Annotated in this window: 6 protein-coding genes and 2 pseudogenes; 2 read left to right on the forward strand and 6 right to left on the reverse strand. The window is 61.6% G+C overall.

Going from position 1 to position 12,083, the window contains the following annotated elements; all coding sequences use genetic code 11:
* Positions 1-24: 24 nt before the first annotated feature.
* Positions 25-5,949: an AAA family ATPase gene (locus tag NKJ46_RS27665; protein ID WP_352669209.1), complete on the forward strand. Its 5,925-nt coding sequence runs from the start codon at positions 25-27 to the stop codon at positions 5,947-5,949.
* On the opposite strand, the gene NKJ46_RS27670 is transcribed toward NKJ46_RS27665, so the two are convergent.
* Positions 5,915-6,304 carry a response regulator transcription factor gene (locus NKJ46_RS27670; protein ID WP_352669212.1) on the reverse strand — a complete coding sequence of 130 codons (390 nt, stop codon included), beginning with the start codon at positions 6,302-6,304 and terminating at the stop codon, positions 5,915-5,917. The genes NKJ46_RS27665 and NKJ46_RS27670 overlap by 35 nt on opposite strands.
* Positions 6,305-6,577: 273 nt before the next feature.
* On the opposite strand from NKJ46_RS27670, the pseudogene NKJ46_RS27675 reads away from it, so the two are divergent.
* Positions 6,578-6,718 (forward strand): annotated as a pseudogene (locus NKJ46_RS27675) (IS5/IS1182 family transposase); the annotation flags it as partial.
* Positions 6,719-6,731: 13 nt separating this feature from the next.
* On the opposite strand, the gene NKJ46_RS27680 reads toward NKJ46_RS27675, so the two are convergent.
* The 5 genes and pseudogenes from NKJ46_RS27680 to NKJ46_RS27700 form a co-directional block, all read right to left on the reverse strand.
* Complete coding sequence (locus tag NKJ46_RS27680; protein ID WP_352669224.1) at positions 6,732-7,643, reverse strand: vitamin K epoxide reductase family protein; 912 nt, start codon at positions 7,641-7,643, stop codon at positions 6,732-6,734.
* 9 nt (positions 7,644-7,652) lie between these two features.
* Positions 7,653-9,263: an NAD-dependent epimerase/dehydratase family protein gene (locus tag NKJ46_RS27685; protein ID WP_352669215.1), complete on the reverse strand. Its 1,611-nt coding sequence runs from the start codon at positions 9,261-9,263 to the stop codon at positions 7,653-7,655.
* 676 nt (positions 9,264-9,939) lie between these two features.
* The gene (locus tag NKJ46_RS27690) at positions 9,940-10,353 is read right to left on the reverse strand and encodes a cupin domain-containing protein (protein ID WP_352669218.1); all 414 of its coding nucleotides are present in this window, start codon (positions 10,351-10,353) and stop codon (positions 9,940-9,942) included.
* 426 nt (positions 10,354-10,779) lie between these two features.
* Positions 10,780-10,938 (reverse strand): annotated as a pseudogene (locus NKJ46_RS27695) (IS6 family transposase); the annotation flags it as partial.
* Positions 10,939-11,061: 123 nt separating this feature from the next.
* Positions 11,062-11,556: a hypothetical protein gene (locus NKJ46_RS27700; protein WP_352669220.1), complete on the reverse strand. Its 495-nt coding sequence runs from the start codon at positions 11,554-11,556 to the stop codon at positions 11,062-11,064.
* Between the last annotated feature and the right edge of the window lie 527 nt (positions 11,557-12,083).

A 12,083-nucleotide genomic window follows, 5' to 3' on the forward strand; every position in this document is an offset into this window, starting at 1 on the left:
AAGCCCGACGCCGGAGTCTGACAGATGGTGCAGCAGTCGCTGAACCTCGCGTACTCGGATGGTAGCTCTCAGGTGCTGTGGGAGGACGGCGAGCGCGTGTTCAGCCGTGGCTGGCGACTGGACGACGATGGCAACCGGCTCGCCGTGCTGCTTGTTACCCCTGCCTCCGACCACCCGTCCCGGTCAAGACTCGATCGCCTCACGCACGAATACGAGCTGAAAGAAGAGCTCGACGGGGCATGGTCGGTGCGGCCGCTGGCCCTCATGAGCGACGCCGGTCGGACGGTGCTGGTGCTCGATGATCTGGGCGGCGGGCCGCTCGACCGTTTGCTCGGTGAGCCCATGGAGATAGGACGCTTCTTGCGCCTGGCTATCGCCCTTACCTTGGCTCTGGGCAAGCTCCATCAGCGCGGGCTCATCCACAAAGACATCAAGCCAGCTAATATAGTGGTGGACTGCGCGGATGGACACGTGCGGCTCACCGGGTTTGGCATCGCATCGCGCCTGTCCCGCGAGCGGCAGGCGCCCGAGCCACCCGAGACCATCGCCGGTACGCTCGCCTACATGGCACCCGAACAAACCGGGCGGATGAACCGTTCGATCGACGCCCGCAGCGATCTCTACGCACTCGGCGTCACGCTGTACCAGATGCTCACGGGCGTTCTACCCTTAACGGCGGCCGATCCCATGGAGTGGGTGCACTGCCATATTGCCAAAAAGCCGGTGCCGCCCGGGGAGCGGTTAGAGAGTGTCCCAGCGCCCGTCTCCGCGATCATCATGAAACTGCTCGCCAAGACACCCGAGGATCGTTACCAGACCGCCGGCGGTGTCGAGCGCGATCTGCAACGCTGCCTGGCGGAATGGGAAGCGCGCCGCCGCGTCGATCACTTCCCGCTCGGCCTGCAGGACACGCCAAACCGGCTGCTGATCCCCGAAAAGCTATACGGACGAGATCGTGAGATCGCGACGTTGCTTTCCTGCTTCGATCGCATCATCAAGACCGGTGTGCCAGAGTTGGTGCTGGTCTCAGGATATTCCGGCATCGGCAAGTCCTCAGTCGTCGACGAACTACACAAGGTGCTGGTGCAGCTGCGCGGCCTGTTCGCGTCCGGCAAGTTCGACCAGTACAAGCGCGATATCCCTTACGCGACACTGGTGCAGGCTTTTCAAAGTCTCGTCCGGCCTCTCCTCAGCAAGAGCGACACCGAGTTGGCAAGCTGGCGCCACGCGCTTCTAGAGGCGCTGGGATCGAACGGGCGGCTCATGATCGACCTCATACCCGAACTCAAGCTAATCATCGGAGACCAGCCACCGGTTCCTGAGTTGCCGCCGCAGCAGGCGCAAAGCCGCTTCCAGATGGTGTTCCGGCGCCTGCTCGGCGTCTTCGCCCGGCCGGAGCATCCGCTGGCGCTGTTCCTCGACGACCTGCAATGGTTCGACGCGGCGACGCTCGACCTGCTCGAGGATCTGCTGACCCGGGCGGAGGTCCGCCAAATCCTGCTGATCGGCGCCTACCGGGACAACGAGGTCGATGCCGCGCACCCGCTGGCCCGAAAGCTGCGGGCGATCCGCAACGCCGGCGCCAAGGTGGCGGAGATCGCGTTGGCGCCGCTCGCCCGCGCGGATCTCGGCCAGCTGATCGCCGATGCGCTGCGCTGCGAGCCGGGGCGCGCCGCGCCGCTGGCGGCGCTGGTGCAGGAAAAGACCGGCGGCAATCCGTTCTTCGCCACGCAGTTCCTGGCGGCCCTCGCCGAGGAGGGATTGCTCCGCTTCGACCATGAGGCGGCGGGCTGGTGCTGGGATACCGGTCGCATTCACGCCAAGGGCTACACCGACAATGTAGTGGACCTGATGGTGGGGAAGCTGACCCGCCTCCCGGCCCCGACGCAGAGAGCGGTGCAGCAGCTCGCCTGCGTCGCCAACACCGCCGAGATCGCGCTGCTTGCGATCGCGTTCGGGACCTCGGAGGCGCCGGTCCATGCGGCCATGTGGGAGGCTGTCCGTGCCGGGCTGGTCGAGCGGCAGGGCGGCTCGTACCGCTTCATCCACGACCGCGTCCAGGAGGCCGCCTACGCGCTGATCCCCGATGACGCGCGGGCGGCGGCGCATCTGCGGATCGGCCGGCTGCTCGCGGCGCATACCCCTGCGGAACGGCGCGAGGAGACGATCTTCGACATCGTCAATCAGCTCAACCGCGGAGTGGGCCTGATCACCTTGGATGAAGAGCGAGAGCAGCTTGCCGAGTTCAACCTGATCGCGGGCAATCGCGCCATGGCATCGACCGCCTACGCCTCGGCGCTGAAGCATTTTATCGCCGGTCTGGAGTTGTTGTCGAAAGATGCATGGGAACGTCATCATGAACTGACCTTCGCGCTGGAGCTGCAACGGGCGGAATGCGAGTTCCTCACCGGTGCGCTGGCGGCGGCGGAGGAGCATCTAGTGGAGCTGTCGAGCCGCGCCTTAACGTCCGTCGAACGCGCCAGCATTACCTGCTTGCAGGTGGATCTTTACACTACCCTCGACCAAGGCAGTCGCGCGATAGCTGTTGGTCTCGATTACCTGCAGCACCTGGACATCGACATCAACTGGTCACCGCACCCGCCGGAAGACGAGGCTCGGCGTGTGTATGAGCGGATCTGGTCCCAGCTTGGCCCCCGCACGGTCGAGAGTCTCATTGGTCTACCATTGATGACCGATCCCGCAACGCTCGCCACTCTGGATGTCCTGACGAAACTCGGACCGCCAGCACACTACACCGATGCGAACCTACGTTCCCTGATCATCTGCCAGGCAGTCAACCTCAGCCTGGTAAACGGCAATTGTGACGGGTCGTGCTACGCCTATGCCGTGCTTGGCGGGATTGCCGGGCCCTACTTCGGTGATTACCAGGCCGGATTTCGGTTCGCCCGTCTCAGCTATGAACTGGTCGAGCAGCGGGGTCTGAAGAGATTCCAAGCAAGAACCTATCTGAACTTTGGATATTTGCTCATGTTCTGGACGAGACACGTCCGGAAAGGTCGCGAGCTGCTGCAGTGTGCGTTCGACACGGCAAACCAGACCGGCGATCTCACCTATGCGGCATACTACTACACTCACCTGAACACCTACCTTCTCGCGGTGGGCGATCCGCTCGAAGAGGTGCAAGTCGAGGCCGAGCGTGGCTTTGCGTTCGCTGAGAAGATGCGGTTCGGTTTTGCGATGGACTCAATCGCCGGGCAGCTTGGGCTTATTCGGACACTCCGCGGCCTGACGCCGCTTTTCGGCCGCTTTGACAATGGACAGTTTGACGAACTCCAACTTGAACGCCAATTCCGCAGTAACCGCGATCTGGCGATGGCGGAGGGCTGGTACTGGATCCGGAAGCTGCAGGCGCGTTTTTTCTCCGGCGACTACGCCGAGGCGTTAGCAGCGGCCGCGAACGCGCAACGCCTCCTCTGGACAACTGACTCCTTCTTCGAAGGGGCTGAATACCACTTCTATGGTGCCCTCGCGCAGGCGGCCGCTTGCGATTTTGCAACCGTGGAGGAGCGGCATGGGTGTCTCGAGACTTTAGCTGATCATCGCAGGCAGCTGGTGCTTTGGGCCGAGAACTGTCCCGACCACTTCGAGAACCGCGCCGCGCTGGTCGGCGCCGAGATCGCCCGCTTGGAGGGCCGCGACCTTGATGCCCAACGTCTGTACGAGCAGGCCATCCGCTTGGCTCGCGCAAACGGCTTTGTCCACAATGAAGCCCTCGCTTACGAAGTGGCCGCGCGCTTCTATGCGGCACGTGGCTTCAATGAAATCGCGCGTCTCTACCTGCGAAACGCCCGCGACTGCTACCTGCGCTGGGGCGCGGACGGCAAGGTGCGCCAACTTGATGCGATGTATCCGCGCCTCAGAATGGAAGAGCCCGCACCTGCTTCGGCAAGCACGATCGCAGCGTCGGTCGAGCAACTCGACCTCGCAACGGTGATCAAGGCGTCGCAGGCCATATCGGGCGAGATCGTGCTGGAGAAGCTGCTCGAAATGCTTATGCGCACGACGCTTGAACAGGTCGGTGCCGAAAAAGGCTTGTTGATTTTTTCACGCGGGGCTGAGCAGCGGATCGCGGCGGAAGCCACCACCAACGGCGACGCCATCACCGTGGATCTGCGCGACCAGCCGGTGAGCGCGGCCGTGCTGCCGGAGTCGGTGCTCCACTATGTCCTGCGTACCCAGGAAAGCGTTATTCTCGACGATGCGTCATCTCACAATCTATTTTCTGCCGATCCCTACATCGTTCAGCGTCGCGCGCGTTCCATTCTTTGTCTACCGTTGATCAACCAGCGAAAGTGCATCGGCATTCTCTACCTTGAGAACAATCTCACCCCGAACGTGTTCACGCCAGGGCGTGTCGCTCTATTGAAGGTGCTTGCGTCGCAGGCGGCGATCTCGCTCGAAAATTCGCGGCTTTATGACGACCTGGCGGATCGGGAAAGGAAGATTCGACGTTTGGTCGACGCCAACATCATCGGGATCTTCATCGCCGACCGCGAAGATCGGATTCTTGAAGCCAATGACGCGTTTCTACGTCTCGTAGGATATCGCCGTGAAGACTTGGTTGCGGGCCGCGTGCGCTGGACCGAGCTGTCCCCGCCCGAATGGCGCGAGCGCGACGTACTCACCCAGGCTGAACTAAACTCAACCGGCATCGTTCAGCCCTTCGAGAAGGAGTATTTTCGGAAAGACGGCAGCCGCGTTCCGGTGCTTGTTGGCGCCGCGCTGTTCAAGGAAGGAGGCGACCGCCTTGCGTTCGTGCTGGATTTGACCGAACGCAAACGTGCCGAGGAGGCGCTCCGTGAAAGCGAGCGGAGTTTGCGCTCGGCGATTGACGGGATACCGGGCCTCGTTGCGATCTTGGCCCCGAATGGTGACCTCGAAGCCGTAAATCGTCAGATCTTTGAGTATTGTGGCCAGTCTCTGGAAGAGCTGAGGAACTGGGGCACAAACGGAACGATCCATCCTGATGACTTTCCCCATCTCGCTGAAGTTTTCACAAAATCGATCGCCGCCGGCGTTCCCTATGGGACCCAAGCACGCGTCAGGCGCTTCGACGGCGAATTTCGTTGGTTTGATATCCGAGGCATTCCGGTCCGGGATGCCTCCGACCGCATTGTTCGCTGGTATTCTCTGCTGACTGACATCGAGGATCACACACAAGCGCTGCTGCGACTGCAGCAGATGCAATCGGATTTCGCTCACATGAACCGCGTGAGCATGATGGGAGAATTGGCCGCCTCGCTTTCACATGAAATCACGCAGCCGATTGCCAGCGCGCGCAATAACGCGCGGGCGGCACAGAATTTCCTGAAGATGCAGCCGCCGGACCTGGGCGAGGTCAGGGAAGCACTTTCCTGTGTCGTCGGAGATGCTGATCGGGCCGGAGAAATCATCGATCGTATCCGAGAGCAAATCAATAAAGCGCCGCCGCGAAAAGAGTGTTTTGATCTCAACGTGGCAATCCACGAAGTGATCGTATTGGCTCGAAGCTTGACCCTCAGGAATGGCGTTTCGGTCCAGACCCGGCTTGCGGAGGGGGTACTTTCGGTTCTGGGGGATCGCGTTCAGCTGCAACAGGTCTTGCTGAATCTGATTCTGAATGCGGCTGAAGCAATGGGTTCGATGGAGGAGGGGGCGAGAGAGCTGTTGATCAGCACAGAGGAGGATCAAGCAGGCGTCCTCGTGGCCGTGCGCGATTCCGGGCCGGGCATTGATCCGGCGCATCTCGATCAGGTCTTCGACGCCTTCTACACCACGAAGTCCGGTGGAACAGGCATGGGGCTGTCGATTTGCGGCTCTATCATCCACGCTCATGGCGGCAAGCTATGGGTGGAGGCGAACGAACCCCGCGGCGCCGTGTTCCAGTTCACCTTGCCGGGAGCGGAACGGGAGCTCACGACCCCTCTTCAGGCGAGCCTGCCGACGTGAGAGCCGCGCAAACACATCGTGTGAGATGGACCTCATGCACCGGCTTATTCAGGTAACACAAGACCCCATCGTTCAGGGCGCGAGCCCGCTCAGCATCATTGGGAAAGGCCTTCACGAGGATTGTCGGTATCGCGTTTCCCGTGTCGATAAGGCGCCGGTAGAGTTCGAGCCCGGTCATGGCAGGCATATGGATGTCGGCGATCAGGCAGGCTGTTTCGGCAAGCCGCGGGGAGGCGAGAAAATCGGCTGCGGACGAGAAAATGTCAACCGTATAGCCCAGCGATCTCATGAGCCTGCACATGGACTCACGAAGGAACCGATCATCTTCAACGACCGAAACCAGTACCTTTTTCATCACCTATGGCCAGTTGCTGGACCCGTCGTGCAGGCGGCCTGATAGTGCCGTAACTCCGCGTGGAATCGCTTGATTTGTCTCAAAAATGCCACCGGTGCGCCGTAAACTTTACTTTATGTCAAATCGACAATTCTGCCGCCTGAGACTCTTGCGCTTCCATCGGAGTTCGGCTGCGACGAACGAGGCCATGCGACAATCTCTACGACCAGGTGCCGGGTGCCATAAGCCGTCGTATCGTCGTCGTGCTCCTATGGTCGACCGGCCTCTCGCTCCGGCTATGCCCAGCGCCATCCTGTGGAATGCTGCTTCAGCAAGCTCAAGCAGTTCCGTCGCGTCGCAACCCGCTTCGAAAAGACCGCCCGAAATTACCGAGCCGTCATCACTCTCGCTGCCATCGTCCTATGGATGCGATAAGTGTCCACACACCCTAGACCAGGTACCGGTCCCACGACCCGTAGTGCTCTTTGTTTCTCGTCCCGCGCCGGAGGCTGAGACCGACGACGGCGATCCCGATGGCGACGTCGTTCCAGATCGAGGACGCGTCGCCCCCGCTGAGCAGCCACGGTGCAGCGATCAACCACAGTCCGAGCAGCAGATTGGCGAATCGAAGCGGCCGCGCCACTTCGGCCATGGCGCAGACCGCGATCGTGATAATCAGCCCACCGACGAGGTGATCGTTGTTTGCGGTGATCCCCCCGGCTCCCAGAACCAGCCGCGAAAGCATGAGCCATGCTCCGGCGAGGCAGCACGCGGCGAGCGTCCAGGGTACGGTCACACCGCGGACCGCAGCGGCAGACTGAATTTCAAGCGCGCCGGAGAAGCCCGGGTCGCTCTCGTCCGCTCCTCCGCTGGGCTCCGGCCCGCCACGGAGGAACGTGCGCCAGAACGGCCTGCCCTCCCGAACGCTTCGCCGCATGTACTGGGCCATTGCAACCACCTCGTCGAGCGTCAGCGGGATCATGACCAGCATAGCGAGCGCTGCGAGCAGGCACAGGGTGCAGTAAGTGCCGATGACGATCGGCTGAATGATGATAAAGAAAATCGAGACGCCACCCAGCGGGACCACCAGGACGAAGAAGAATGCCACCATCCAGGGCATCGTCCGCCAACGCGTGGCGGTGCCCATGGCACCCATCAAGGCCTCGATCAGGTAGGCGGCCGCGCCAAGCCCCGCGTCGGGGATCGGCCAGGACCGCGACACCGCAGACGTGATGATGAACTCCGTGCCGTTCCTGGCGCCGCCGGAGAAGAACGGCTCCCACACCGCGCCAACCTGCCCGAGCTGGTAGACGGCGAGATAGCGGGCGATCAGGAAGCCGAAGAAGCCGAGCGCGATAATCGGGAGCCGCTAGTGCCAGGACGACGGCGAATAGGTCCAGCCGGGCGGGACGGTGCTGCTATCCATCATTCCTTCGCGGCTCATGCCCGGCATCATCGGAACGAGGATCGAGAAGGTGATTGCCAGCGCTCCGATGATCGTGTCATTCGCTGTGGCGGCTGCGCTTGGCGTCCAGAGGAAAAGGGGTGCGAACAGAAGCCAGAGCCCGACGCCCGTCGAGCCCCATTGCGCCCAGGAGAAACGACGGGACAGCGCGAGCGGGCCAAAAGTCATCAGCAGGACGCCAGACGCGATGTCGCTCCACCCCGTGAGCGCATTGCGCAACACGGGCTCCCACAGTCCGCGTTCCTGCGTGATGTCGCGCACGGCGTGGGCCGTTGCTGGATCGAAAAGCGCGAACTGAAGCGGGCTGGTGAGAAGCCAGATGCCAAGAATGAACACCAGGAAATGAGGCCAGAGCGTCCGCTTGCCCATTCCAGCCATTTCCATCATGTGCCCCGGCTCCATCTCTTCTCGGTTGGCGTGAAGCGCCTCCGACGGCTCTCGCTGCGCGGTCTCCTTCCCTGCCACCTTCGCCGCATTGAGTTTGTTCGCCTGATACCAGCCTGCGGGGTCCGCCTTGAGCGCCTCGATCATGCGCGGCAGCGTCTCGCGCAATGAATGCGCCGGCTCCCAGCCGAGGAGATGACGGGCGCGGCTGATATCGATGGCATAATGGTCATCGGCAATATCGACCATCCAGGATCGAATGAAGGAATCTTCGCCTAGAAGATCCTGTTGGACCCAGGCGCCTGCCTTGGCGAGGGCCTTGGGAATCTCGTGGGTCTCCCAACTCTCACCACGGATCAGCCGTCCGATCTCGGCCTGAAGATCGCCGTAGCCAATAACGTCGGGCTCGCCGAGAAGCAGCGCCACCTCCGGGGAAAACGCCTTGCGCCGCTCGACCAAGCGCGCCATCGCCTCGGTCAGGTCGTCCAGATGAAGGAAGGATTGCCCGGTGTGCAGGTTGCCCGGATAGACGTGTCCGATCGGATCCCGCTCGTAAATCCGCGCAATCTGGTTGGCGAGAAAAGCGTTGCGGCAGAAGCCGTCGTAGATGCCGGCCGGCCGGATATAGACAACCGGGATCGGCCCGTGCTGCTCTCGTATCAAGCGCTCCGCCTCGATTTTTGAAGCCCGGTACGGCAGGCTCGCATCCAGCGGCGAGTCCTCACTGATCACGTCGCCCGGCCGGCCCGCTTTGTGCGCCAGCATCGAACTTGCAAAGACGAATTGCTCGACCTCGAACGACTGAAGTGCGCGCAGCAGATTTGCGGTGCCGCGAACCGTTATCTCATCGTAAAGCGGGTTCGGCTCGCCGGTGAGATCGAAATAGGCCGCAAGGTGAATCACTGATGCGATGCGGGTGCCATAAGTAGTCCGGACACGTTGCAAACCGGCCGCGATCGCGTCTTCCGATGTCAGGTCGATGCAAATGCATTCGGCGGCCGGTGGCGGTTGGTGTGTGGCCGCCCGATCCAGTCCGACCAGGGCGAATCGCCCAGCGAGTTTGTTGACCAAGGCCGAACCAATGAAGCCCGTACTGCCAGTGATAATGACCGTATCCTTGCGCTCTGCCATTCGAGTCTCACGCTCCTCGTGTCGGGTGGATTCTACTCTCCACCGTCCCTGTCCACTCGGCTGGTCGGGAATCTTGCCACGAACGACATCAATCGCGGCGAGGCTGTCGCGGTATCGATTCTCGGCCCGCTCATGACCGCATCGCCTCAAGCGCAACTTTGGCCCTGAACTCGGCCGAGAACTGTCTGCGTGTCTTCGTGCTGGATCGTCCTTTTCATCGGTCGACCCACCTTAGGCCGCTGTCTCAAAATCCGGGACCACCTCTAACATCCGTCGTGATGTGAAGATTGGGTGGGCGAAGAGCACTTAGTACTGAGCCGGTCGATCCAGCGATTAAGACAACCCACTTGTGCGACCGCATCGTTTGCATGCGCGCTTTTGACGGGGAGCTGATCCGCGAGGGTATTATGACCCGGTCATGTGCACGATTGTTCTGCCATCCTTGACGATGCAAAGCTGCGAAGTTCGCTCTGTTTTGCACGCGCAATTTGTCGGCCAAAGTGCTGCGTTGTAAGCTGATTGTGCTGCCCATAAAGCGATGATTGAGGCGATTGCCGAGCGCGGAAGAGCACAGCGCCACGACCCCAGCGCCGGAGGTGGCTACCTCCGGGCACAACTCAATTCAGTGCGCGATGGCCCCGGCGGAGTCACGTACGCAGCGCGCCGCGGTGCCGCCCTATGGGACCGTCAGGCCGAAAGTGGCCGGGTCGGGCTCCTTGCCGTCCTTGGGGACCAAGAAGCGCTCGAACCCACCCGGCACGAAGCTGAGTAGCAGGGTCGCCTGTTCGCCGACCACCTCGATTGTATGCGGCACGCCGCGGGGAAGAGCCGCGTAGGCGCCCGGCCCCACCTCGACTCGGGTATCGCCAACCCGCGCGATTAGCTGCCCCTGAACCACGAAGACCAGCTCGTCCTCGCGCGAGTGGGTGTGCAGCGGCGGCTCCTCGCCGGCCCGCAGCGTCCACAGGACAGCGCCATAGTCGCCTCCGGACTGGCTGCTCTCCACTTTCAACTCGACGCTCGAGCCTTTGCTCGATGTCACCATCTCACCGCCGTGCGGCGCCGTGAGAACCGGCTTCTGGACTGACATTTGTAGCCTCCTGATTGCGGACCATTGATTGTCGCGCTTGCCTGACGGCCCAGCCCGACCGAACCGCCCGATGCTGTGTGCCACAGCACAGCGGCCCTAATCGCATACTGCGAATTGGTTGGAGGATGCCGCCGCCGCCCGACAAAGGGAAATTCCCTGTGACTATCTATCTGATAACCATTCATCATGGACCTCAATCCGGGTGCGATCGCATCGCGGCGACCTTGCCTGGTGTGCGGCTGCCGTGGCGACGTCGCCGTGTTTTCAATCTGAGTTCCGCCAATGCCTCGCGGCGCCGAGCCTGATTCGCATCAACCGTCCTCTGGCGACTGAACTCGGGATCGACGCCGGATGGTTGGAGAGCCCTGACGGGATCGAAAGGCGCTGTATCTGAGGTTGGACGTGAAGGGACCGCTGACAGAGATATCAGGCAAGGGCTCGGGTCACAGCTCTCCATTCCGCCATAGCGTTGAGGCGATGGAGATGGATCTGAAATGCGGACCGTTTTGAGCGGGCTGGGACGAAGAGATTACGGAAGGCTGAGAAGATCGAGATGAAGCGTTGGAGGCTTCCTGGCGATCGGAAAGCCGTCTGCTTCCATGCGGGCTGTTCGAAGGCCAGTACTTTTAGATGTGACCACCGACCTGGGGCTTGGCTCTCCGAAGCGCGTGTAGCTTGGAGGTCTGTGAGGCAATCGGCCAGCTAGCGCTACCTGATGAGTGCAATAGCCACTAGCCCGGTGACCGCGCCGTACAGCACGTGCAGCAGAAACGTAACGTCAAGGACTCCAAGCGCTATCCTGAGACGGATGGCTGGGGTTACTAAAACTTCAATCACCAACCAGACGGGGTTGAACTGGACGTGCTTGCGTGCGCCTTCTGAAGCAGAGCCAATCAAGAAATGATTGAAGAGCCAGAAAAAGATACCCACCGCGATGCCCGCAAAAACGAATCCAATGTTGAGCTGGTGGGCAAAGTACACGATCGCAATACCGCATATCGCCGAAAGCAACATGTGAAAGTAGACGCCCACTAAGGTCACCATGCCGAATGAGCGCGTATTTCCCGCTTCGGCCCCCGCCAGGATGCCGCCGATACGGTTGGGCAGAGACCAAAAGCCACCTCCGGTGACCGCACTGTAGATCATCCCCACGCCTGCGACGGCGACGCCGCCAACGATGCCGGCGAGAGCGGAAAGGTCCATTTGAATCTCCAACCCTGATCGCCCGTGATCTTTATCACTGGCGTCCTCGACGACTTCGAAGCAGGTGAATGCTTATCCTCCAATTCGCCATAGCATTGGGTTATCTTATCCATGACCGTTGGAGCAGCGGAAGCATTATCGCCGCTTCCAGACCGACTCGCGGATAACACCGGTTGCCAGGCGAGACCGGCCGCGGCGTCTTCCATGCGCGGCAGCACCACCAGCGCAACGGCGGTCACAGCAGGCGCCGAGACAGCGAAAAGGAGCCACGCGGCCGAGCGGGCTCTATTTTCGTTCTGCTGTCAGAGCGGCGTGCCAGGCCAGCAAGCCTTTGACAGTTCTTCCCACGCCATCGACATCTAGCTCTCCGTCAGACGTGCCCGCGGTCCCAAGGCGGCGCGATTCCTGGGGACTGCCGGACCGCGTCATGAGCGCCATCGGGCAGGCGAGTGCGCCGCTCACTTCGTCTTCAGGACATGGATGAGCCCCCGGCGGTTGCGTGCCTGACGCGGGGGCAATGGGTAGCG

Source organism: Mesorhizobium sp. M0166 (genome assembly GCF_040322255.1).
In the GTDB taxonomy this organism is placed as follows: Bacteria; Pseudomonadota; Alphaproteobacteria; order Rhizobiales; family Rhizobiaceae; genus Mesorhizobium.